Origin of the sequence: Longitalea arenae, assembly GCF_016924755.1 — a bacterium.
Lineage (GTDB): Bacteria > Bacteroidota > Bacteroidia > Chitinophagales > Chitinophagaceae > Niastella > Niastella arenae.
Window position 1 is genome coordinate 180,909 of the sequence record NZ_JAFFJX010000005.1, and the last position, 24,390, is coordinate 205,298.

At 46.5% G+C, this 24,390-nt stretch carries 22 protein-coding genes; 10 read left to right on the forward strand and 12 right to left on the reverse strand.

Annotation, left to right across the window (positions count from 1 at the left end; all coding sequences use genetic code 11):
- The gene (locus JT717_RS13455; RefSeq protein ID WP_205511002.1) at window positions 1-1,599 is read right to left on the reverse strand and encodes an alpha-amylase family glycosyl hydrolase; all 1,599 of its coding nucleotides are present in this window, start codon (window positions 1,597-1,599) and stop codon (window positions 1-3) included.
- A gap of 24 nt (window positions 1,600-1,623) precedes the next feature.
- Window positions 1,624-3,117: an alpha-amylase gene (locus tag JT717_RS13460; protein ID WP_255552972.1), complete on the reverse strand. Its 1,494-nt coding sequence runs from the start codon at window positions 3,115-3,117 to the stop codon at window positions 1,624-1,626.
- Window positions 3,118-3,337: 220 nt separating this feature from the next.
- Here JT717_RS13460 and JT717_RS13465 point away from each other — a divergent pair, with 220 nt between their 5' ends.
- Window positions 3,338-4,231, forward strand: coding sequence for a bestrophin family protein (locus tag JT717_RS13465; RefSeq protein ID WP_205511004.1), 894 nt, complete (start codon window positions 3,338-3,340; stop codon window positions 4,229-4,231).
- Window positions 4,232-4,312: 81 nt separating this feature from the next.
- Here JT717_RS13465 and JT717_RS13470 read toward each other — a convergent pair whose 3' ends face one another.
- The 6 genes from JT717_RS13470 to JT717_RS13495 form a co-directional block, all read right to left on the reverse strand.
- Entirely contained in the window at window positions 4,313-4,957 is a 645-nt protein-coding gene (locus JT717_RS13470) for a class I SAM-dependent methyltransferase (RefSeq protein ID WP_205511005.1), read from the reverse strand.
- Between the two features lie 125 nt (window positions 4,958-5,082).
- Window positions 5,083-5,802: an SDR family oxidoreductase gene (locus tag JT717_RS13475; protein ID WP_205511006.1), complete on the reverse strand. Its 720-nt coding sequence runs from the start codon at window positions 5,800-5,802 to the stop codon at window positions 5,083-5,085.
- Between the two features lie 92 nt (window positions 5,803-5,894).
- Window positions 5,895-6,824, reverse strand: a complete 930-nt coding sequence (locus tag JT717_RS13480) for a helix-turn-helix domain-containing protein (protein ID WP_205511007.1) — start codon at window positions 6,822-6,824, stop codon at window positions 5,895-5,897.
- Between the two features lie 79 nt (window positions 6,825-6,903).
- On the reverse strand, window positions 6,904-7,449 hold the full coding sequence (locus JT717_RS13485) for a dihydrofolate reductase family protein (RefSeq protein ID WP_205511008.1): 546 nt from the start codon (window positions 7,447-7,449) through the stop codon (window positions 6,904-6,906).
- 39 nt (window positions 7,450-7,488) lie between these two features.
- Complete coding sequence (locus tag JT717_RS13490; RefSeq protein WP_240348066.1) at window positions 7,489-8,526, reverse strand: aldo/keto reductase; 1,038 nt, start codon at window positions 8,524-8,526, stop codon at window positions 7,489-7,491.
- Window positions 8,527-8,710: 184 nt separating this feature from the next.
- The gene (locus tag JT717_RS13495) at window positions 8,711-10,816 is read right to left on the reverse strand and encodes a malectin domain-containing carbohydrate-binding protein (protein ID WP_205511009.1); all 2,106 of its coding nucleotides are present in this window, start codon (window positions 10,814-10,816) and stop codon (window positions 8,711-8,713) included.
- 397 nt (window positions 10,817-11,213) lie between these two features.
- Between JT717_RS13495 and JT717_RS13500 the strand changes: the two genes are divergently transcribed.
- Both JT717_RS13500 and trxA read left to right on the forward strand, forming a co-directional pair.
- The gene (locus tag JT717_RS13500; RefSeq protein WP_205511010.1) at window positions 11,214-11,381 is read left to right on the forward strand and encodes a hypothetical protein; all 168 of its coding nucleotides are present in this window, start codon (window positions 11,214-11,216) and stop codon (window positions 11,379-11,381) included.
- Between the two features lie 71 nt (window positions 11,382-11,452).
- Window positions 11,453-11,752 (forward strand): thioredoxin, encoded by a 300-nt coding sequence (trxA, locus tag JT717_RS13505; RefSeq protein WP_205511011.1) that lies wholly within the window; start codon window positions 11,453-11,455, stop codon window positions 11,750-11,752.
- Between the two features lie 96 nt (window positions 11,753-11,848).
- Here trxA and JT717_RS13510 read toward each other — a convergent pair whose 3' ends face one another.
- Window positions 11,849-12,058, reverse strand: a complete 210-nt coding sequence (locus tag JT717_RS13510) for a hypothetical protein (RefSeq protein WP_205511012.1) — start codon at window positions 12,056-12,058, stop codon at window positions 11,849-11,851.
- A gap of 130 nt (window positions 12,059-12,188) precedes the next feature.
- On the opposite strand from JT717_RS13510, the gene JT717_RS13515 reads away from it, so the two are divergent.
- The 3 genes from JT717_RS13515 to JT717_RS13525 all read left to right on the forward strand — a co-directional run bounded on the left by JT717_RS13515 (window position 12,189) and on the right by JT717_RS13525 (window position 15,192).
- Entirely contained in the window at window positions 12,189-12,857 is a 669-nt protein-coding gene (locus JT717_RS13515; RefSeq protein WP_205511013.1) for a FadR/GntR family transcriptional regulator, read from the forward strand.
- 38 nt (window positions 12,858-12,895) lie between these two features.
- Complete coding sequence (locus JT717_RS13520) at window positions 12,896-14,131, forward strand: MFS transporter (protein WP_205511014.1); 1,236 nt, start codon at window positions 12,896-12,898, stop codon at window positions 14,129-14,131.
- A gap of 410 nt (window positions 14,132-14,541) precedes the next feature.
- Window positions 14,542-15,192 carry a GDSL-type esterase/lipase family protein gene (locus JT717_RS13525; protein WP_205511015.1) on the forward strand — a complete coding sequence of 217 codons (651 nt, stop codon included), beginning with the start codon at window positions 14,542-14,544 and terminating at the stop codon, window positions 15,190-15,192.
- Window positions 15,193-15,244: 52 nt separating this feature from the next.
- Here JT717_RS13525 and JT717_RS13530 read toward each other — a convergent pair whose 3' ends face one another.
- From JT717_RS13530 to katG, 3 genes are all read right to left on the reverse strand, one after another.
- The gene (locus JT717_RS13530; RefSeq protein ID WP_205511016.1) at window positions 15,245-15,670 is read right to left on the reverse strand and encodes a VOC family protein; all 426 of its coding nucleotides are present in this window, start codon (window positions 15,668-15,670) and stop codon (window positions 15,245-15,247) included.
- Window positions 15,671-15,744: 74 nt separating this feature from the next.
- Complete coding sequence (locus JT717_RS13535) at window positions 15,745-16,515, reverse strand: helix-turn-helix domain-containing protein (RefSeq protein ID WP_205511017.1); 771 nt, start codon at window positions 16,513-16,515, stop codon at window positions 15,745-15,747.
- Window positions 16,516-16,630: 115 nt separating this feature from the next.
- Window positions 16,631-18,907, reverse strand: a complete 2,277-nt coding sequence (gene katG / locus JT717_RS13540) for a catalase/peroxidase HPI (RefSeq protein WP_205511018.1) — start codon at window positions 18,905-18,907, stop codon at window positions 16,631-16,633.
- Window positions 18,908-19,080: 173 nt separating this feature from the next.
- Between katG and JT717_RS13545 the strand changes: the two genes are divergently transcribed.
- From JT717_RS13545 to JT717_RS13560, 4 genes are all read left to right on the forward strand, one after another.
- Window positions 19,081-21,132 (forward strand): kojibiose hydrolase, encoded by a 2,052-nt coding sequence (locus JT717_RS13545; protein ID WP_240348068.1) that lies wholly within the window; start codon window positions 19,081-19,083, stop codon window positions 21,130-21,132.
- A gap of 454 nt (window positions 21,133-21,586) precedes the next feature.
- The gene (locus tag JT717_RS13550) at window positions 21,587-21,799 is read left to right on the forward strand and encodes a hypothetical protein (RefSeq protein ID WP_205511019.1); all 213 of its coding nucleotides are present in this window, start codon (window positions 21,587-21,589) and stop codon (window positions 21,797-21,799) included.
- Between the two features lie 1,169 nt (window positions 21,800-22,968).
- A complete protein-coding gene (locus JT717_RS13555; RefSeq protein WP_240348070.1) occupies window positions 22,969-23,538 on the forward strand; it encodes a UpxY family transcription antiterminator in 570 nt (189 codons plus the stop codon).
- Window positions 23,539-23,555: 17 nt separating this feature from the next.
- Window positions 23,556-24,389: a polysaccharide biosynthesis/export family protein gene (locus JT717_RS13560; protein WP_369411703.1), complete on the forward strand. Its 834-nt coding sequence runs from the start codon at window positions 23,556-23,558 to the stop codon at window positions 24,387-24,389.
- The last annotated feature ends 1 nt before the right edge of the window (window position 24,390 follow it).

Sequence of the window (24,390 nt, forward strand, 5' to 3'; positions counted from 1 at the left end):
TTAATGCAAACGTACCAGTATACCCTCATCTCCCCCTAAACTTATGGCCCCTTTCACAAAACTGCCTTCCAGCTCGGCGTGTGTCGAGATCTCGATTTTTCCATGTACCGGCATCTGCGGCTCAAAATAACAAACGCCATGGCTCAGGTTCAGCACAATGAGAAAACGCTGTTCCTGGTATTCCCGCAGATAAGCGATCATTTTCTGATCGGTGTACAGCGGTTTGTAGCTGCCGATCATTAAAGCCGGGTGTTCCTGGCGGAAATGAATGAGCCGGCGATAAAAATTAAGTATGGAACTTTCATCCTGTTGCAGCAGATTGACATTCTGGCCTTGAAAATTTCTGGATACCCTTAGCCAGGGTTTGGCTGTTGAAAAACCGGCATGCTGACTATTATCCCACTGCATAGGCGTACGCTCGGGGTCCCTGCTTAAATATTTTCCCGGCATATTCAAACCCTGCGGGTCCTGCACTTCATCGAGTGGTATGGGAACATCCTGCATACCGATCTCATCACCGTAATAGAGGGTTGGCGTACCGCGCAGGGTTAACAACAACAAGGCGGCCACCCGGGCCTGCTGCAGTCCGATGCGGCTGGCTATGCGCGATTGATCATGATTGCCAAGCACCCAGTTTGGCCAACCGTTGGCCGGCAATGCCCCTTCATAGGCATCTATGGCCGATGAGATCTGCTGTGCATCCCAGGGCAAACTGATCAGCTGAAAATTGAAAGGTAAATGAGCACCTTTGTTGTCGCCGATCCCATAATACACCACCAATTGCTCGATAGGCAAATAAATCTCACCGATCATTACTCTTTCATCATAGGCATCCAGTAAGCCGCGCATTTGCTGAACAATTGTATGCACCTCGGGCTGATCGGTAGAATACACGGGCAGGAGCTTACTGTAATCCGGCATATGTTCCCTGAATTCAGGGTTATGCGGATTGTCACGCAATTGGGCATCTTTGATCATATGCCACATCACGTCCACCCTGAAACCATCCACGCCTTTATCGAGCCAGAAACGCATCACATCGAACATGGCCTTCTGCACTTCCGGGTTGCGCCAGTTCAGGTCAGGCTGCTTTGTAAGGAATGCATGGTAATAATACTGCCCGGTGTGTTCGTCCCATTCCCAGGCAGGGCCACCAAAAACCGAGAGCCAGTTATTTGGCGGATGTCCATCTTTTGCATCTTCCCAGATATACCAGTCGCGTTTTGGATTGCTGCGGGAAGAACGGGATTCCAGGAACCAGGGATGTTCATCAGAACTATGGTTTGGCACCAGGTCAAGGATCAGTTTCATGCCGCGCTGATGCACTTCATGAAGCAGTTCATCAAAATCTTCCATACCGCCAAACAGGGGATGGATCCCTTTATAATCTGAAATATCATAGCCGAAATCAGCCATTGGAGAGGGATACACAGGGGAGACCCAGACGGCCGTTATACCCAGCCATTTCAGATAATCCAATCTTTGCGTGATCCCTTTCAGATCGCCTACGCCATCTCCATTACTATCCTGAAAAGAGCGGGGATATACCTGGTAAATGATCCCTGTCTGCCACCATAAATGCTGTGCTGCCTGTTCCATGAAATGTAGTTTAAATAGGAATATTTAGTGGGGCTGCCCATGCTGCACCCAAACAGATACCGACCCCGGGCTTACGGGAAATTCAGCCCATCCATTATCACCGATCCTGATCTGCGCCGGATGGTTGCCAAGGAGGTCGCTAAAAAGCCGGCCTGCATGCGAAGCGCCTATTTCCATCGATTTCGCAGTGGCGTCGCCGTTGGTAAGTATAACGGCGCATCCCGATCGCGGATGCGCGGCATCTCCCTCCCTTGTCCAACCGATACAATTGGGATCATCGAAATAATCACGCTGAAGGCCATAAGCATAACGTTGCCGTCCGATGAGCAGTTTATCGAGGTTCGCGCACTTTTCCAGCCAGATCTCATGCTCATTGCCATCGGGCCCTTTGTTGAAATAGTGACCGCCGTAGAGGTCTCCGTAGAACACACAGGGATAACCTTTATCACGCAGCAGGATCAGCGCGTACGCCAGCGGTTTGAACCAGCTTTGAACCGTAGCCTCGAGCAGTTCAAGCGGCTGCGTATCGTGATTGCTGACAATGGTCACTGCAAGCTCCGGCTTTTTCTCCAGGATGCAGTTGTTAAGCACCTGCCGCAGATCATAGTCTTTACCCTGGTTGGATGCCGTGAATAAGTTATTGTGCAGGGGTGCATCGAACAAGGCTATACGCGCACCGGTTGCTTCCATGAATTGCATCATGATCGACAGGTCTTCCGGTGCCCAGTATTCGCCGACGGCAAAAAGGTCCTGTTTCAGGTTTCGCATAAAATCGAGCCACTCGGCAATGAAACCGGGTGTCATATGCTTCACTGCATCCAGCCTGACGCCCGCAAAGGGTGCTTCCTGCAAAAACCAGGCGCCCCAGTTCCTTAGCTCTTCCCTCACGTAGGGATTGCGAAACTCGATATCTGCACCCATAAGATAGTCATAGTTCCCTTTTTCCCGGGCCACCACCGGTTGCCAGCCGACTCCATATTCATTCACGATGGTATAAATGGCTTGTTCATTCAGATTGTCGGCATAGTCTACACCCGAAAAGCAACGGTGATCCCAGATAAATTGGGAATATTTGCCCTTACGGCCGGGAAAGGTAAAGCGGGTATACGCTTCGATCTCGATAGGTTCACCCATCAACTCTTTCCGGTTTTCAGGATTAACGCGGTAAACCTTGATCTTTTCTTTTTCGTCGGCGCCCGATTTGTGGTTCAATACAACATCAGCGTAAACGCCAATATTTTTTTCATTCAGTGTGCGGATGGCATTCTGCAACTCCGCTTTGGTACCATACCTTGTGCGCACCGAACCCTTTTGATCGAATTCACCCAGATCATAGAGATCGTAGGCGTCATAGCCGCTTGCATTGGCACCTTCACTTCCTTTACTGGCAGGTGGCAACCAAACGGCGGTTATCCCGAGATCTTTCAGTTCCGAAGCCTTTTCGCATGCATGATTCCACAAGCTTCCGTCTGCCGGATAGTGTGCGTAGAAGAATTGCATCATCGTTCCGTTTACCATCGCTGTTCTTTAGGGGGTATTAATAGAAGTCAGTTATGCAAAAGATAAGCCATCACAGGCCTGGCTTACTGTAACAGGTGTGAAATATTAACACGGTCATGCCAGGAATGATATATCAGGCTGTCAGAAAATAAGAAAATTTTTCAGCATCCTGCCGTTCCTGACGACCCCGGCCCATACTTTGCAATGCGCACACTCAGGTCCTTTAAAAACTACTGGTATGCTTGTAGAGAACAAATTTCCTTTAGGTTACATGGTAAAAAAGGTATGGTTCGACCTGACCATGGTTGTACTGGTGGGCCTTTGCGCTCATTTTATCAGTCAGCGATATGAGAACCTTTTACCTGAGATCCCACTTAACATTCCCATCTTTTTGGGTACCGCAATATCCGTTTTGCTATCTTTTAAAATGAACCAGTCGTACGACCGCTGGTGGGAAGCCAGGAAGATCTGGGGCTCTATTGTGAACGATTCCCGCAACCTGGTCATTCAATTACAAACATTTTTGAGCAGAAAACATGGGGCATTCATCCGGACGATCGCTTACCGGCAAATTGCGTGGTGTTATTGTCTCGGACAATCATTGCGGGGTTTATCACCGTTAGAAAATATGCATGCGTATTTAAGTAAAGAGGATATAGAGGTCTTAAAAGCGCATAATAACAAGCCGCTTGCCATTGTGCAGCTCAATGCACGGGACCTGCAGCAGGTGAAAGAAGCAGGTGAAGTGGATGTGTATTGTTATGTTGAACTTAACAATACGCTTTCTTCCCTTGTAGATTATATGGGCATGGCCGAAAGGATCAATAATACGGTGTTCCCGGTCACATACAGGTACTACCTGCATCTCATTATCTATATTTTCGTGGTCACTTTATCCATTGCCCTGGAAGATGTGAACGCTTTGTTCAAGCTGCCGCTCCTGGTGCTTATTTGCGGCTGTTTTTTCCTGATAGAAAAAAGCGCTTATCACTTACAGGATCCGTTTCGTAACCGGCCCAGCGATACGCCGGTGACTTCCATTGCCCGCACCATCGAAATAAATATCCGGCAACTGCTGGGCGAAAGCAAAGTGCCTGCACCGATGGTAGCCAAAAGCTTTTATGTGACATAGGATAGTGCGGCTCGTCTTACATCGCCTTCGAGATGATGTATATGATGTTGGACCGGCGGGATAATAGCCGGAGTTTTTCGGTCAGCTGCCATCGTTCTGTAAACGCAGTAAGCTGATGGGGGTGTGCTGCTGTAAATGATAAATATTCATTTCATATTGTTCGCTGATCCAGGGTAAGAGCTTTTCAATAAAAGGTTTGGCCATGAGCCGTTGGGGTGTGGTTAAGAGAACAATTGTTCCCTGTTGCAGGAATCGTTGCAAGACCCTGTAAAGCTGGTCAAACTGGCCGGGGTCGTAATTGATATCACTTAGCAGCAATACATCTGCAGTGAGATTGGCAGGCAAATGGTTCCAGTTCAGTAAGCGGCAGCTGACATTCAAGCGTTGTAAATGTTCAGCAGACCTCGCCATGGTGGCAACGGCTTCTTCCTGGTAGTCGCTGCAACAGACAGTTTTTGCATAGCGGGCAGCCACAAAAGAGGGAAGGCCCAAGCCGGCAGCCAGCTCCAGCACATCTTTGTTTTGGAACAGTTCGGGGTGCTCGTGAATAAAATCAGCCATGGCCAATGCCGCAGGCCAAAGCTTGGTCCAATGAGGAAAAGACACTTGTACTTCTTCCTGCTTTTGCTGCAGGTACTTGTCCTGTACTTCCTGTGCATTGGGCACAAAAAGGTCTATATTATAACCTGGTCTTTCCAGGTGCTGTAATTCCAGTGATACTGACATGCATGTTGCGTAAACCGCTAAAGTAAACGATTTTTTTCTGGCTTTTCATAGAAGCAAAAAAGCCATTCCTGCTGCTGGGCAGCATGGAATGGCTTCTGATCATTAGTACTAAACGAGATTAAGTATTATGGATGTAATTTGGCAAATTCCTTTTTCAATTCTTCAGCGCCTATTTTCACCCGGTCGGCACTGCTGCCATAACTGAGCTCTGTCTTGCCTTGCGCCAATTGCTCAAATATGCTTTCGATGAATGGACCAACAGCCGGTGCATGATCATGCAGGCCTTTGCCGCCGAGGTCGGTATTCAATGCCGGTGGCACAATTTCCACTACGTTGATGTTGCGGTCTTTTAAGAGATAGCGGAGCGAGTGGGTAAATGATCTGAAGAAAGCTTTTGTAGCCGAATACACGGGCACTTTCGCAAAAGGCGAAATGGCCAGTCCGGAAGTTACATTCATAATCGTATCCAATGCAGGCAGTTTCATGAACAGCGATATGAGGTGCAGGGGCGCTTCAATATTGATAGCGATCTCCTGCCGGGCCCGGGTAAAAAAGTTTTCATCTGTGGGCGACATCCAGTTTTGAATACCGGCATTGTTCACGAGTACATTCAGATCATTGTGTTCGGCAGCCACCCATTGGTACAGGGCTTCTCTTTCAGCCACATTTTCCAGGTCGCATTTTCTGGTAATTACAGCCGGATGGCGGGCGGTTAATTCCTGTAATACATCTTCCCGCCGCCCACAAACGATCACGGTATGTTTTTCTTTTAATAAGCGTTCAACAATGCCCAGTCCGATACCGGATGCGCCACCGGTCACAAGTATTTTACTATTAGGTTTCATGTTCAGGTATTTTTTACTTCATTAATTGAAGTGTAAAGGTAGCAGGGAGCGGAGTGGGGAATTTGCAAACAACAATCCAATATTTGCAAAAATCAAACCTTATCTAATTGTTCGCGGAAGGGGTTTGGCGAAAGGCCGGTATGTTTACGGAAGAAATTGCTGAAATGCGCCAGCTCTTCAAAACCCAGACACCAGGCGATCTCAGAGATATTCCAGTTGGTATGCCGCAGCAGGATCTTCGCTTCCTGCAGCACCCGCTGGCTAATGATCTCGCTGGTGGTTTTGCCCGTTGATTCTTTTAATGCCTTATTTAAATAATTGACATGAACTGATAACCTGTCGGCATATTCGCCCGGCGTGCGCAGTTCCAGTTGCTGGTATAAGGTTTCAATGGGGAATTGCCTTTCGAGCAGTTCAATGAACAATGAAGCAACACGGTCAGCCGCGGTATGAGCGGTTGGCAGGGTAGAAGCGGGTTGTAACTTTTGTCCGTAATGGATCAATTCCATCAGGTAATTGCGCAACAGATCGTATTTATAGGCGTAGTCGGAAGCCAGTTCTTTCATCATCTTTTCAAAGATGTAAGCTATTTCCGCATATTCTTCATTGGTGAGCTGAAAGACCGGGTAACCGCCGGGTTTAAAAATAGGCAGTTCATCCAGTACGATGCCGTTTTTGGCCGATGTAAAATAGGTATCGGTAAAAATGCAGAAAAAGCCTTTCTGATTATCGTTTTGCGGAACATAGTGATAGGGAATGCGCGGTGTACCAAACAGGAGAGCGCATTTTTCAATTTCAATCACTTTATCGGCATATTCCACATGGTTACGCCCGTTTATCAAACTGATCTTATAATAATTCCGCCGGTTATAGGGCATAACGCCTTTAGTAGCGCGAACCCGGGCAATGAACTCATCGATCCTGAACACATTAAAATGGCCTACCGCTTTATCAATGCCGTCGGGCATATTGGCGGAAATGCTTTTATAAAACGCTGCCAGGGTCTTTACTTCTTTGGCCATATACCGGGAATTTGCAAAAATCAAATATACATAAAGTTTCTGACGGCGCTATGGGCTATGGCTGTGGCGGTATTCCGGCTTATTGGATCGGTTCGTAAATAAGCTGCACCACACCCGATTTGAAGGTGTTGGCTTTGAGCAATCTTAATGCTAACCGTTCCTGAAGATCTTCAAATAAGGGTTTGCCGGTGCCCAACACGGTTGGATGAACGGATAATCTATATACATCAATAAGCCCTAATTGAATAAAGGTTTTGATGAGTTTTGCGCCACCGTATAACCAGATATCTTTTCCGCCCTGTTTTTTGATCTCATTTACCTCAGTGGCAATATCAGCACTGATGTAAGTGGCTTTGCCGCCCTCTTTGTCCTGGGCGGAAAAAACATACTTTTTTTTGGCGTGGATCGCTTCCCAGATCGCTTGTTCTGCAAGAGGCGCATTACTGGCTGGCTGATAATTGCCCCAGGCATCATAACTTACCCTGCCATAAAAAATGGTGTCGATACCAGATAAAAAGCCATTAAAGTCCATATCCTCATCCATGATACACCAGTCAATTTCACCTTTGGGGCCTTCTATAAATCCATCCAGGGTCACTGCCAGGTCTAAAATTACTTTTTTCATGCCGTTTATTATTTGTGAGGTATTTAATAAGTGGGTATATCACAGGCAGGTATACGCTGCACTGATCAATCCTTTTGAGCGCAGGGTCTGCCAGAATGCAGCGGGGATGCCGGCATTCACCAGGTCCACATTTTGTTTCACCCTCGCCGGGTTGGTCGTGTTGAGGGCCAGGCTGCCTACTCCGGGCGCACTGAGGCTGAAACGGGCGCAGGCTTCCGCCGGCTTTACCTTAAACTGGTTGCATATCTCAAAGAACTGCTCGCGCCAGGCAAAGATCGCTTTGTTCTCTTCGGTATCTGGGTGGATCAGCTTATAATCGTAATGGGTACCCCCCATTAAAAAGCCTGCATGAAAAATGGCTGAATTGATAATGTACACGCCTTTGTTTTTTAACTCTTCCATAAAGGCCAGCAACTCTGCGGGATGATAGTGGATGGTCATGCTGTTCGCGATCATTACCCAGTCGAACTCAACATCCGCCGCAATTTTTTGTATAATGCGCCAGTTCTTGGCGCCCACCCCAATGGCCTGTACTTTTCCCGCCGCTTTAAGCTCGCTCAAAGCTTTGTAGGCATCGAGGATATCCTGGTACAGCTTTTTTTCTTCCGTTGCATTGGCGGCGGTAGCGAGGTATTCATCAGGATCATGTACAGAAACCATCTGTGGATTGTATCCACCCAGCAATTCATTACCCTGTTCATAACATTCAATGATGCCGGTATAACTTATTTTTTGTACGGCATCGTACTGCAGGTTTTTCCATACACCCGGTTCAAAGCTTGGTTCCGGGGTGGTAAGCGGCACCCGGTACCAGCCCAGTTTATTACTGATGACCACAGCTTGTTGCGGAACCTGCAGGGTGCGCAAACAGCGGCCGATGGTTTCCAATGCCAGTCCGGCGCCATATTTTCCGGCAGAATCAAATACCGCCGGTACGGCAGATTGCGTTACACTTTCTTGTACGATCTGGAGTTTGATCTCATCATCGAGTGCGGTAAACAGATTTCCCAATCCACTTGTGCCGAATATGACCTTCGGTAAATGCAAACCCATTGCTGCCAGTTTATTGTGCGCCATTAATATTCAGGTGTTTTATTTCTATTAAGCGATGTGCCCAATCCTTTTTTGCGAAAATACGGCTCGGCGTGCAATAAAAAAGTTTCCTGGCAAAATGCATTGATAAAAATCACCTTTGAATACGTAGGAGAACTGGCTATATAAACTAAAAAGGGTGAGCTGTTATCTGGCTCACCCTTTCTCTTTACCGCTTCAACAATTTGATCACTTCATTCGTTTTCGATCCCTTTATTTTCAGGAAATACAGGCCCGGCTTCAGCGCCAGTGGCGAAAGGTTCAGCGGTTTCAAATTACCGCCGGTAAAAGGATGTCTGGCTTTATACAGTAATGTGCCTGATTCGCTCAGCAGTTGTACTTCTACATCCTCATTGCTGAATGTACTGCCAGTCAGTCCTCTCTTTTGAATATACAATTGGTTTTGTAATGGGATGGGAAAGGCAAGCAGGCGGTTATTGCCAGTCACCGGTGCTTCGGTTTGGCTTAGTAACTGCCGGGCGGCTGAATGGGCAGCAGATTGTACAATGGCAATGCCATTGATCTGCGGATTACCTGTTACGGCTGCAAAATCAAGATCGAGCACCCCATCATTCACCGTCACTAAAATAATTTCTTTATGCGCATTGCGATAGCCGGCAGCTGCGTAAATATCGAAATTATCGAGGCGAACAGCGCCTTCAGCGCGCACATCAAATACCCGTAGTCCGGAAGCCTGGTTCGTGTTCTCGGCAAAGTACAAGCGCACTTCATAGGTTCCATTGCTTACTGGAAAATTATAGCTTACCTGGGTTCCACCGAAAGAGGCATAGCGGTTCGTGCTGAAGATTTGTGAGGGCGCATCCGTGGTATTCGTTCCATTCCATGGCTGGTCGCTGCCCGTAGTATAATTGGAAGAAGCAGGATTGAGCCAGGGACAGGGATCTGTTTGTTTATCTTTGTGCCAGGCAATAGGCGTGCCGGGCACTTCAAGGCCACCTGCATTAACGCGATATAACACAGTGTCTGCCGGTGCACCCTGGAATTCATAAGCGCCCGCATCATAAGCAGCTACTGGTCGGGTCAGGTTCTCAAAATCGAAGGGGATAGTAAATCCGGTAGGATTCACCCCCGCATTTATAGCCACTGAACCCGGCAGCAGATCATAATTACCAGCAGCGGCGTTTTCAAAATTAAATGGTGCTGCAGTCGTTCTGATCACATTGCCGCTGACGACCATGGTGCCGCTCATTCTGTCGAATGCCGTATCGGTGGCCGTACGTACAATGGCATTGTTTTGAATGTAGGCGGTGCTGGCAACGGTTGGGTCAAAGCGGATGACCGGCTGGGTATTGCTGCCCATCAAAATGGTGTTGTTTACGTAATAGAAATTTTTTCCGGCTTCGGAGGTGGGGTGACCGCTGTAAATGGCCATCTCACCGGGATTAACGATCACATTATTGTACACATAAACATTTCCCACGCCCAGGACCGTTATGCCATTCGCCAATGGGTCTTCTATATAGTTATTGTAAAATGAGCCGGAGAAACCATTTCCCAATTGTACGCCGCTGCGCTGGTTGGTTAAATTTAAAAGGCCGGGATCAATAACCCGGTTATTATAGATCCTGGCTTTTCCCGAATACGTGCATCCTACCTGTATGCCTTCGCGGCCGGTACGTTCGGTGATATTGTCATAGAGTTCCAGGGTGTCGATGTCATGTTGATTGCCATCTACAGCCCAGTTGAACTGTCCTATATAAAAACCCTCTCCGGTCCGCTGGTCATGCATGTAATTATGGTGGAATCTTACATTGCGCATCACAAAGGGGCCCCGGCCGGAATTATCTGTTTTAGCCATAATGCCGGCGAAGCCGGAGTTTTTGATCTCGATATGATCTACTTCAAAATTGGTGCTCTGGGCTTCCAGCTGCATACCCTGTGCAGCGCTGTCTACTACAATACCATACTGGTCGCTGCTGCCGGTGCCGGTGATGCGGAAATATTTCGACCCCTGGAATTTGATGCCGTAAGAGAGACCGGAAGCCAGCCTGAAGGTGACCTTTCCACCGCAATTGATAAATACAATGGGATTGTTGTGCGAACCAGTCACGTTGGTGATCAACAGATTTCTGGTACGGATACCTGCCTCCAGGCATACTGTATCACCCGGCTGTACCGAGGATGCATTGAAAGATTGCTGCGTAAGGGGGATGGTAACAGCGCAATTACAGTTCTGCGCATACGCCGTTCCAGTACACAGCAAACCAGCCAGCAAGGTTATGCCGGCATTTCTCCACGTAAATTTCCTTGACATAGAAGTTGATTTATTAATGAAAAATAATAAAGCGATCGACCGGGTAGGAACCGATGGAGTGTTATAAGGTTACCAGGAATGACATTGAAAATTTGAGCGTAGCGGGAATTGCCTTGCGGCAGAGCGAACACATAAAATCTTATGCCTGTACCAGCGCTCCGGCGTTTGCTAACCAGGAAGCATAAGTGTTGGAAATAATGTATAATTAAGAGCCAAGATAATTTATAACACTTAAATTTTTGATATCAATGTTTACGCGCTGCCTTGCACAAATTCACTGTTACCCATATCCCACCGGCCAGGTAAAAGCTTTCCCAATCTGGCGCGTCTGTAGGGCCCTAAAAAAATATGGTGAACTGTTTTAAATTTCGTAACTTATGTATATAAATTTCAGTTTATGAAAAGAATTGTGGTGGTCATAATACTAATTGCCTTTATAGGGGCGGTTGCTTTTGCCAGGCTGAGCCGGACAAACAGAACTGATAAAGAAAAAGCGCCTGTTAAGCAGGAGCAAAAGAGCGAAAAGAAAAAAGAATACAAGCGACACTGTATGTTCTCTTACTAAACAAAAACAGTAAAGAGCAGGGTGCACCTGCTCTTTTAATATCAGTGCCTGGATCAATAAATGATAGATATATGAATGAGAATTTGCAAACTATCCTTAATGACAGTAAACCCGTATTGGTAGATTTTTTTGCGGAATGGTGCGGTCCCTGTAAAATGCAGGCCCCCGTGCTTAAAGAAGTAAAATCTGAAGTAGGGGATAAGGTGCGGATCATCAAGATCGATGTGGACAGATCGCCGGCAATTGCCCAGCAATACCAGATCAGCGGGGTGCCTACCCTGATCCTGTTCAGGAATGGCCAGCCCGTTTGGCGGCAGTCGGGACTTGCTTCCAGAAAGCAGCTGGTTGATCTGTTACAGCAACATGTTTAAAACGGTGGAGTGGGGACTGCCTGCGGAGCTTACCAAAGGAGCTTTTTTTAGTGCAGCAAACCCCCACATATATGATATTGTGTTAATAAATTCTCCTTACAGAGTTGGTGATGGAAACGCTGAATGCGTAAGCCGCCAAAGGCGGGGCAGGTGTAAAACACAGAACTGCGAACGGGTAACCGGCAACCGGTAACTGGCAACCGGTAACTGGTAACCGGAACCTTCACCGTTATATCCTGCAAAAGAATGACAACCATGATCATCCGTTGCAGGCGTATTCGACAGATACCTTATTGAGTGCATCATATAATATGACGTATAAAAGAACATCCCGCTGACCGCTTCTCCGGCAAATTAAACGTCATTAAAACAAATTAATTCAGCAAATATTTCAGAATCACCAGCACGCCTTATATCTTTGCAATCATCTGATGATATGATGACTAATATGATTCCCCGCAGGTCACTGGCTGATGAAGTAGCTGCCCAATTGCAACAGCAGATCACCCTTGGAAAATTCAAAACCGGGGAGCAATTGCCAATTGAGCCGGAATTGATGAAGAGCTTTGGGGTAGGGCGTTCTACCATCCGGGAGGCCATCAAGATACTGGTAAACTCGGGTCTCCTGCGCGTTCAGCAGGGACTGGGCACCTTTGTAGAAGGCGCTGACGGCATTAAAGAACCTTTGCCTCAGCGGCTGAAGCGAGCCGCCTTTAAAGACCTGGATGAAGTGCGGCAACTGATAGAAATGAAGATCGCTGAAAAAGCAGCCGCCAACCGTACCCAACAGGACCTGAAAGAGATCCGCCACTGGCTGGCGGCACGAAAGAAAGCAGCTACTGAAAACCTGTTGCTGGAAAGTATTGAGGCCGATATCCGGTTTCACACCGCCATTGCAGTAGCCTCCAAAAATGAGATCCTGGCCGACCTTTACAAAACATTCTCATTGCAAATAAAAAAGGGCTTCTTAACCATTTTTACAGACACTACTGATTTCCGGGAAACACAAAACCTGCATGAACAATTGTTGAAAAGCATTGAAGCTAAAGACACCAAAAAAGCCTGGAACACAGCTGCAAAAATTATAGGACATACTGCTCAGTAAAAAAATTTGTATTTAAACATCAGATGATCTGACTAATTATGATGAAAACAACCAATTCCACCGCAGTTGTCGATCCCAAAACATTGGCGCAAACTACTGTATACTCTATCCTGTTCACTATCAGCTTTACCCATCTGTTAAACGATATGTTGCAGTCGGTTATCCCGGCCATCTATCCGCTGCTGAAGGACGATTTTCATTTGTCGTTCACTGAGATCGGGCTGATCACTTTTACCTTCCAGCTTACGGCTTCATTGCTGCAGCCTTTTGTAGGACACTATACCGACAAAACACCGCGCCCTTATTCGTTGGCCATCGGCATGAGCTTTTCATTAACAGGGCTTATTTTATTGGCATTTGCCTCCAGCTTTTTAGCAATACTGGTTGCTGTAAGTTTGATCGGTATGGGATCGTCTGTGTTTCATCCTGAATCTTCCCGGGTGGCGCATCTGGCTTCCGGCGGTAAAAAAGGACTGGCGCAATCTATTTTCCAGTTAGGCGGAAATGCCGGCGCAGCAATAGGGCCTTTACTGGCAGCCCTGATCGTTGTTCCTTATGGTCAATTCAATATCATCTGGTTTGCCTTCATAGCGATATTAGGCATCGTTGTGCTGCTTAAAGTAGGAACCTGGTATAAAGGCCATTTAGCAACAAAGAGCAGGAACAGGCCGGTTGCCCTACCGGCTTCGCATAAGGCATTATCGAAGGCAAAAGTCATCACTTCTTTGGGCATCCTGTTGGTGCTCATCTTCTCCAAGTATTTTTATATGGCCAGCATGAGCAGCTATTTCACTTTTTATCTGATCGACAAATTCCATGTAACGGTACAGCAGTCGCAGATCTATCTGTTCATCTTCCTGGCATCTGTAGCCGCCGGTACTTTATTGGGCGGCGCCCTGGGCGACCGTTTTGGACGGAAATATATTATCTGGATCTCTATTTTGGGCGCGGCGCCATTTACCTTACTGTTGCCTTATGCCAATCTGTTTTGGTGTGGTGTGCTTTCAGTCATTATTGGGCTTATCATTTCCTCTGCGTTCTCTGCCATTTTAGTGTATGCAACAGAACTGGTGCCTGGAAAAGTAGGGATGATCGCCGGATTGTTCTTTGGTTTTGCCTTTGGGATGGGCGGGCTTGGTTCAGCCGTATTGGGAAAACTGGCTGATATAACCAGCGTAGGTTATGTCTTTAAAGTTTGCGCATTCCTGCCGCTGATCGGTATTGTCACCGGTTTTCTGCCGGATATTGAACAGCGAAAAATGTCAAAAGCATAACACAAATGGATCTAAGCAATTTAGTGAACCCGCTTGCAGAGCGGGTTTTTTTGTGGTAAGCTGGTCGATGGCAGTGGGCATATTACATTATATTATGGTGCCTGGTATACAGTTGTATACGATTGCACGTGGCCGGCATCTTGCACAGTTATTGCCATGCTTATTGCTAAATCTTCACGAATATCAGAAATATGATTTGATGAATGTCAAATATGCTACTTTTGAAAGGACTATTAACAATAATTGCAAAGCAGGTTCCAAAAATGAATTTTTGCGCTTAAGTTCAAAAATCCTGCTGTTCGACCAACAAGGAAAGCGCCGCTGTAGCCTGCGTTTTATTTCATCCAATCTATAAATGTGATCAATCAACTGCTGAAGCGCTATTTTTGCTATTGAACCATACCGTTTCTATGCAAAAGACATTATTGTTAAGTCTGGGTATATTGTTATGCGCTATCATACAAGCGCAGCCGGCCGCAAAGTTTGAAAGTGAAATTAAGAAGTTTGAAAAGGCGGACAGCATTACTCCTCCGGCTAAACAGCAGGTGCTTTTTATCGGCAGTTCATCCTTCCGGCTCTGGAACGATTTTTCGCAACGCTTTAAAGGCTATGCGGTCATCAATCGTGGATTCGGCGGGGCAGAACTTGCTGATGTCACCCGCTATGCGCGCCGGATCTTAATTCCCTATCGCCCTTCGAAAGTATTTATCTATGCCGGTGAAAACGATATTGGCCATGATCAGTCCGCCGAAGCCGTCTTTAAGCGTTTTTTGGAATTGTTCGAGCTGTTATCGGCCGAATTGCCCGACACCCGGTTTTACTTTATTTCTGTAAAACCCAGCCCCAGCCGTCTAAAATACAAAAGCCAGCTGGAGGACTTCAATAAAAAAGTGAATGCGTTTATTAAAGAACGCTCCTGTAACTGGACCTTCATTGATGTGTATCATCCGATGCTGGCGGAAGACGGTTCGCCGAAAGCCGATATCTTCCGGCCCGATAAACTGCACATGAACAGCAAGGGCTACGATATCTGGGAAAAATTAATTAAGAAACATATGTAACTGCATATGCTGAAAGGGCTGGCCTTATGGCCAGCCCCGGCGTTATGTCGCTTTATGCGTTTTTCAATTTCTCTATATCGAATTTTTTCATCTTCATATACACCTGGATCACATTTTGTGCTTTGGCGGGGTCGCTTAAGAGCTTCGGTAAAATGGTTGGCACAATTTGCCAGCTCACGCCAAACTGATCTTTTAGCCAACCGCACTGGCTTTCAGTGCCGCCATTCGCCGTTAATTTTTCCCAGTAATAATCGATCTCTTCCTGCGTTTCGCAATCCACCACAAAAGATACAGCTTCATTGAATTTAAAATGCGGGCCCCCATTCAATCCCATAAATTTCTTGCCATTCAGTTCGAAGGTGACCACCATTTGATTGTCGGCAATGATCTTTGAATTTTTAAATACGGAACAATAGAAGTTGGCGGCGGCCTGTGCCTGTCCATCGAACCAGAGGCAGGGATAAATTTGATTAGTCATGATCTTTGTTTTTTGCTTTATTGATAACACAAAGTAACAGCCCCTGAAAAACCGGAAATAGAACAAAGCCGACATTATTCGACCTGGCCGAATTTCAGGTATTCTTTGGGTGTAATACCGGTGAATTCTTTAAAACTGCGGATAAAATGGCTTTGATCGGCATAACCATGGGCAAAAGCGATATCGGTAAGCTTGTTGAACCGCCGGTTGTTAAGCTGCTGAAAGGCATTATTGAACTGCCAAATGCGCCTGAACAGGCTAGGCGCCACCCCAATGTTCCTTTCAAACAGCCGTTGAAAGCTGCGCTCAGTAATATACAATTCCTTCTGTACTTTGATAAGGGCATCCTTGCTGGCATTTTGCACAATGGCCTGGGTGGCGAACCGGATCAGTTTTGAATCGACCGTTGATTTTGTGATCAGGCTGAACACGTACTCGTTCAGCAGGTCAAGCATTGCAGATGTGGTGGTGGCGTTCAATAATCGTTCCTGTAACTGACCGGTTTTGGATGCCGGCAACAGATTAAGATCAATGGGGTTGTCGGTCAGCTCCCGCGCAGAAACGCCAAATAAGGCAAATAACGCAAACGGCTTAAAGAAATAGGCGATCAACGTAAAGTTGTCGCGGATGGTGAGTGTTTCGGGGAAAACGGTTTGGCCAAACAGCGTGAGGTTATTGGTGTTATTCTTGATAAGTCCGCGGGCCGTTTGAAACAGCAGGGTAGGCGCTCCATTGGCATATAATGGCAGCGTAAATGGATTGGTGACCAGTACATCTTCAATGACCAGGATCCTGTCCACATAATTACTGATCTTTTCGCATGGTACAAGGTTACTCACTTTCATTGTTCTTGCTTTGACCAGGTGGCGCCAAAGATAAGACTAAAAAAGCAGGCCTTATAAAAAGCAAAACGTTCCGGCAGGCACCGGAACGTTTTTATTATACACACATCTGGTAATGTTATATATCGAATCTGTCGAGGTTCATCACTTTGTTCCATGCAGCTACAAAGTCTTTCACAAATTTCTCTTTGCCATCGGCGCTGGCGTATACTTCTGCAATGACCCTAAGTTCTGCATTGGAACCAAAGACCAGGTCAGCACGGGAAGCTGTCCATTTAGGCTGTCCGGTTTTACGGTCGCTGCCCAGGTACAATTCCTTGTCTTCCGAAACCGCTTTCCAGGCGGTGCTCATATCGAGCAGGTTAACAAAGAAATCGTTGGTCAACACGCCGGGGCGGCTCGTGAATACGCCGTTCTTGGAACCATCGAAATTGGTGTTCAATACGCGCATGCCACCCACCAACACGGTCAGCTCAGGTGCTGTAAGCGTGAGCAGGTGCGCCTTATCGATCAGCAACGCTTCAGTAGCAACGGGCAGTTTTGCGCTGCGGTAGTTGCGGAAGCCATCGGCAACGGGTTCCAGGAAGCCCATCGATTCCACATCGGTTTGCTCCTGCGAAGCATCCATACGGCCAGGTGTAAACGGAACGCTGATCTCATGTCCGGCATCTTTGGCTGCCTTTTCAACAGCAGCGCAGCCAGCCAGTACGATCAGGTCAGCCAGTGACAGTTTTTTACCACCCGATTGAGCACCGTTAAATTCTTTTTGAATGCTTTCCAGTTTGCCCAATACTTTCTGCAACTGGGGCGGATTGTTTACCGGCCAGTCTTTTTGCGGGGCCAGCCGAATACGGGCGCCATTGGCGCCGCCGCGTTTGTCGGTACCACGGAAGGTAGAAGCCGAAGCCCAGGCAGTGAAAACGAGTGCTGAAACGCTTAATCCGGATCCCAGTATTTTCGCCTTCAGATCAGCAATATCTTTATCATCGATCAAATCATGGTCAAGAGCCGGGATGGGGTCCTGCCAAAGCAGTTCCTCCTGCGGCACGTCGGGGCCCAGGTAACGGGCGCGGGGGCCCATATCGCGGTGCGTTAATTTAAACCAGGCACGGGCAAAGGCATCTGCAAAAGCATCCGGATCTTCCAGAAAGCGCCTGGATATTTTTTCGTATACAGGATCAAAGCGTAAAGACAGATCGGTTGTAAGCATCGTGGGTAAACGCTTTTTAGAACCATCAAATGCATCGGGAATGATGTTCTCTGCATTTTTTGCTACCCACTGGTGTGCACCGCCCGGACTTTTAGTTAATTCCCATTCGAAAGCAAACAGGTTCTCGAAGAAGTTATTGCTCCATTTAGTAGGTGTTTTGGTCCAGGTTACTTCGAGGCCGCTGGTAATGGTATCAGCACCTTTACCGGATCCAAAACTATTGCTCCAGCCCAGGCCCTGCAGTTCCAGGTCTGCAGCTTCCGGTTCTTTGCCTACATGTATATCAGCAGGAGCGGCGCCATGGGTTTTACCAAAGCTGTGCCCGCCTGCAATGAGGGCCACTGTTTCTTCATCGTTCATAGCCATCCGGCCGAATGTATCACGAATATCTTTAGCGGCAGCAAGAGGGTCAGGATTACCGTCGGGGCCTTCCGGGTTCACATAGATCAAACCCATTTGTACGGCAGCCAAAGGTTTTTCCAGGTTGCGGCTATGGATCTTGCCATCTGCATCGTCATCTGAAGAAACCACGCCATGCTCTTTAGGTACACCAGGTGAGCCATGCGCATACCGGATGTCGCCACCCAGCCAGGTGTTTTCAGAACCCCAATACACATCTTCATCTGGTTCCCAGGCATCCACCCGGCCGCCGGCAAAGCCGAATGTTTTAAAGCCCATTGATTCCAGCGCCACATTACCCGTGAGGATCATGAGATCGGCCCAGGATATTTTATTGCCATATTTCTGTTTGATCGGCCAAAGCAGCCTGCGCGCTTTGTCGAGACTCACGTTATCGGGCCAGCTGTTCAGCGGAGCAAAACGTTGTTGACCCGAACCACCGCCGCCACGGCCATCAAATACGCGATAGGTACCGGCACTATGCCAGGCCATACGTACGAACAGCGGACCATAGTGACCAAAATCGGCCGGCCACCATTCCTGTGAATCGGTCATGAGTGCATGCAAATCTTTTTTTACTGCTTCCAGGTCAAGGCTTTTGAAAGCTTCGGCATAATTGAAATCCTTTCCCAGCGGGTTCGATTTCTCTGAATGCTGCCGAAGGATACTTACCTTCAGCTGGTTAGGCCACCAGTCGCGGTTGCGGGTACCACCACCGGCCACATTTTGCTTCAGGCTGCCATTATGAAAGGGACACTTACTGATGTCGTTAGATCCTTTTTCCATTTTATAAGTTGTTTATGGTATTTAGTGAACAATCCCTGCAGTATGTATGCAGGGTGGTAAAATTAGGCTTTTGAGTACATAATTATAATCAATTGCTTCTATAATTCAATAGCTAAAATCTATGATGCAGAATTGCTTATATTCGGTTACACAATTTAACTGTATTGGCCATCATGAAACATGCCCTCACCATTATTAATTGGCTATTCTTTGCCGATTGCTGCTTTTCCCAGGATCCCTGGAAAATTTCCGCCCCGTCCATTGATCCATCCAATTATTACGGGATTACTATTGCCAATGGAATGATCGGGATTGTATCATCGCCCGAGCCGTTTAAAGTAAAAGATATAGTGCTGGCCGGCGCATATGATCTGTACGGGCGCGGGCGGGTAAGTAATTTCCTGCGCAGCTTCAACCTGCTGAACATGCATCTGGACATTGACGGCCGGCGAATCGATGCTAAAAGTATCACCGGCTTTAGCCAGGAGCTCGATATGCGGCGGGCGGCCTTTACCGCTTCTTTTGATCATGGCGATAAAGCTACCATCAGTTATACATATTATTCATTGCGCCATCTGCCTTACACCGTTCTCATGGATGTAAACATCACTGCCAGAAAAGATATTGCCATCACCGGCGCCAGCGTAATGGAAGCGCCCGATGCGTTGAAAGACGTACAGAACTATTACAATGAGATCGACCGGCCGCATGTGGTGCTTAGTTTGCTTACATCAACCGCCAGATCGCCCACCGGCAAATTACTGATGTGCGCCTCCAACACTTTCTTATTTGATGAAGAACATGGGCATGAGCCTCGGGTCATTCATGAAATGTGGGACAACAATATGCACCTGATGAAATTTTCAAAACAGCTGAAAGCCGGGGAGCGCTATCATTTTTCCATAGCAGGTTCTACCATCACTTCCGCCCATCACGACGATCCGTTGAATGCGGCTGAGCGCCTCACCATATTTGCAAAACTGGAAGGGCGGAACCGGCTCCTTCAATGGCATCAAAAAGCATGGGATAGTTTATGGCGAAGCGATATTGTGATCGATGGCGATGCACAGGCGCAACAGGATGTGCACAGTATGTTGTATCACCTGTATTCTTTTGTTCGGGAAGGAACGGCTAATTCCCCTTCGCCCATGGGGTTGAGCGGACTGGGGTATAATGGCCATGTATTCTGGGATGCGGAATTATGGATGTATCCTGCTTTGCTGGTATTGCATCCTCCGTTGGCCAAAAGCATGATGGAATACAGGTACCAACGACTGGAAGCTGCCAAACGAAACGCATTTACCAACGGATTTAAAGGCGCCATGTATCCCTGGGAGAGTGCTGAGACCGGCGTGGAGGAAACGCCGGTATGGGCATTGAGCGGACCTTTCGAGCACCATATCACCGCTGATGTGGCTATTGCCGCCTGGAATTATTATGCCGTAACACAGGATAAAGAATGGCTCCGCGAAAAAGGCTATCCTATACTTTCCGCCACGGCCGATTTCTGGACAAGCCGGGTGGAAAGAAATGGTGCCGGCCGGTATGATATAAACAATGTGGTAGCAGCCGATGAATGGGCCGAGAATGTAGATAATAATGCTTTTACCAATGCCGCAGCCAAAGCCAATTTACAATATGCCACCCAGGCTGCTACCGTGCTGGGCATACAACCCAACCCTGACTGGATGCAGGTGGCCAACAATATTCCCATATTAAAAATGACCGACGGCGTTACGCAGGAACATGCTACTTACAAAGGCGAGGGCATTAAACAGGCCGATGTGAATTTACTGGCCTATCCCTTAAAAGAGATCACTGATCCCAGGCAGATCAGAAAAGACCTTGCGTATTATGAAACCCGGGTGCCCCAGGAAGGCACGCCTGCCATGACCCAGGCTGTTTTTGCCTTGCTGTATGCCCGGCTGGGCGACAGCAGTAAAGCCTTTCATTGGTTTAAAGATGCGTATCTGCCGAATCTAAATCCGCCATTCCGGGTGATAGCCGAAACCAAAGGCGGTACCAACCCTTATTTTGCAACCGGTGCAGGCGGCGTGTTGCAGGCGGTATTAATGGGCTTCGGTGGACTGGAGATCACCGCAAAAGGAATTATCCAGGGCAGATCTGTTTTACCGGCAAACTGGAACAAGTTGACGATCACCGGCGTTGGGGTGGGGAAGAAGACCTATACCCGGAAGGGAATAAATAATGGAGCGCCTGAATGAATGCAGCCCGCCTCGGTTAATGTAAAACAACAGGCAATAAAAAATCCTATACCAGTATACATTTCCACATTGGAAAGTAAACTATGGGTAAACCGATGGGCAGATTGAAACTTCTTTACTAACAGTTTATACCATCGATCGCATGAGCGGCATGGCGCCCGACGGGTAGCGCACCCGGTCTGTTGTAAAAGTTCGGGCGGTGCTTGCGGGGTGGCTGGGGTAACCAACGGCCTTGCCCATCCCGAAGTTGAACCAACAACTTTCAATTTTTCATTTGATTGTGAATACCTTAATGGAAAAGCCTTACTGGTAGGGTTCTTGTAGCGGTTACACATATTTTCTATCGTTACAGGAAAGCTTGTGGATGCACATCCATTTTTCGGGGAATGTAGAACCACAGATGAGGAATGTTCACGGTGGCATAATTTTTCATACATGAATAGAAAGTTTGACTATGGACAAAAGGGATTTAAAAAAGGATTTAAACAAAGACCGTCAGCAGCTTGAAGAAGAAAAGGATAATACTGTTTCGCAACCCGATCCTGAAACACTTCACAAAACAGATCCTCAGGAGAATATGAAGGGGCCCGTTAGTTCCCTGGTGAACAAGGCGAAGGATAGTGCTGAGGAAAACGATGAAGAAGACAATAGGGATAAAGATGAATAAAGCGTTCAGACAGTAGTTGTTCTAAATACACATAATATAAAAAAGGGCTATCAAAATTTGATAGCTTTTTTTACCGGCAGTTCAAACAAACAAAGCACAGCTATAATATAGTACCTCATTTAAACAAATTAACGATGGCACAAATGTTACATTTTGAAGTATCATACAGCAAAATACCTTCGGTGGATTTGAATTTCACTGGTGAATTGATCGCGGAAAAGTTTTTATTGAAAACGTGCATTATTGAAGAAAAAACGTTACAATTGTAGCCTGAATTATTTGGTGGTATTAAATAAATATCTTTAATTTTGAGTGATATTCATGAGCGGTAAGTTCAATATAATTAATACCACAGCGCTTGTCGAATGAGTGTAATAAGTTGATTCCTGTTGATGTCATTCTTTTCTTTCGTGCTTATTTTTCTATCCAATTATTCTTGCTAATACTTTCATCCATTATCCAAACATAGTGATGTCGGAAATGTCTAAATCTCATTAATACGGGATTATGATTGGCGGAGCCCTTGTTTGAGCAGGACCTTTTGTGTAAGAGCCAGTGAAGCGTTGATGAAAACCGGGTAGTCTTAAAAAAAATCTTTGTGTTTATAACGAGTATTCTCTTATCCTCTTTCGGTCCCCTTATTCTTTCATAATGTTAACCTTTAGTAGCTAAATCCAGCATAATGGGATTTTGATTGGCGGAGCCGTAAGTGCGAGTGTAGCAATGAAGCCATAATGTAAAGGTTAATGAATTGGTTAAGCGCTCTGTTGCCCTGGAAAGCAACCGGTTTAAAAATTAGTTCGTAAACACATTAAAACAACCAATTCTGATTATTACTGACTCCCTGATATTGTAATAATTGAAAAAAAACAACCAGCGATTTTCTTTTTATTCCGTATACCTTACTCTATTGAATAAAACAGACTCCATTCAATTAGTTCTTTAGTTTCATTCTTCTTTCGTTTCTACATCCATTATTCATGGTAATTCTTTCTCTATCCATTATCCAATTACACTATTTCGTTTACGGCTAAACCCGTAATGGATTTTCATGACCGGAGCCAGCCCTGTACGAATGAAAGCGCAATAGCCAATGTAATGGCTACACGAAAACCTGCCCCTGTTTATAGCGTATGTTTTTACTTAATCCAAAACTAAATCATGGGATTATGATGGGCGAAGCCTTTGCACACAAAAAAGAAGATCCGAAAGCAGTAAAGAAATGGTATGCTGTATATACACATGCCAAATGGGAAAAGAAAGTTGCCTCCTTATTTACCCGCAAGAACATTGAAAATTATTGTCCCCTCAACCGCGTGCTGCGTCAATGGAGCGACCGCAAAAAAATTGTGTATGAACCCTTGTTTACCTGTTATGTATTTGCCCGCGTAACGGAGAAAGAGCGAATAAGTGTATTGCAAACGGATGGCGTTCTCAATTATGTTACCTGGCAGGGTAAACCGGCTGTTATCCGCGACTCTGAAATAGAGGTGATCAAAAATTTCCTGCTCGAACACAGCAATGTAAGACTCGAGAAAATTGATGTGGACGTAAATGACAGGGTGCGCATTAAATGCGGCCTGTTCATGGAACAGGAGGGGTTGGTAATGGAAGTACTCGGTAAAACAGTGCGGGTTTGCTTGCCAACGCTCGGATATGCCATGCTGGCCGAAATACCAAAGTCGCACGTTGAGGTGGTAGACAGCAAAGCGAGGGGAGATGAACATTTAATTTCCTAATTAATATATATATTACCGTGAAGTCACTGCACCCAAAAAACAAAACCTTAATTCACAGCAAGCCGCCGGGGCGGCTGTTCAATGAAACCTGGCTATGGATGGTACTGCTGGCCGGCGTCTTATGTGCATCCTGTACGAACACAAAGAAAGTGGTATACTTTAATGGTATCAGCGACACAGAGATCAGTAATGCCATTGACAATCTGGAGCCTGTTATTCAAAAGAACGATCTGCTTAGTATTACTGTAAGCAGTCCGAATGCAACCGCCAGCCAGCCTTTCAATACAGCAGTAACAGTATCTACCCAGGCGATAGGATACACCTCCACCCAGGCAACCGGCTACCTCGTTGACCAGGATGGTTTTATCGACATGCCGATGCTGGGCAGGATCAAAGCGGCCGGTTTAACTAAAAAAGGCCTGAAAGAAAGTATTACAAAGGTTATTACCGACAACAAATACCTCTTGTATCCGGTAGTGACCGTTCGTTACCTGAATTTTAAAGTAACGGTGCTCGGCGAAGTTGCCAAACCGATGGTGATCAATGTGCCTGACGAAAAGATCAACATTCTCGAAGCATTGGGCTTTGCAGGAGATATGACCGTGTATGCGCGGCGTGATAATGTTACTTTGATCAGGGAAGAAAAAGGATCGAGGATCGTTAAAAGGCTTGACCTCAATTCAGGCAACTTGTTATCCTCGCCCTACTATTACCTCAAGTCGAATGATATTCTTTACGTAGAACCCAATAAACAGAAAGTTGCCACTGCTGGTAACACCCGAATTTGGCTGCCGGCTATTTTGAGTGCTCTTTCACTGGCAGTTGTGATTATTGATCGATTAACAAGGTAGA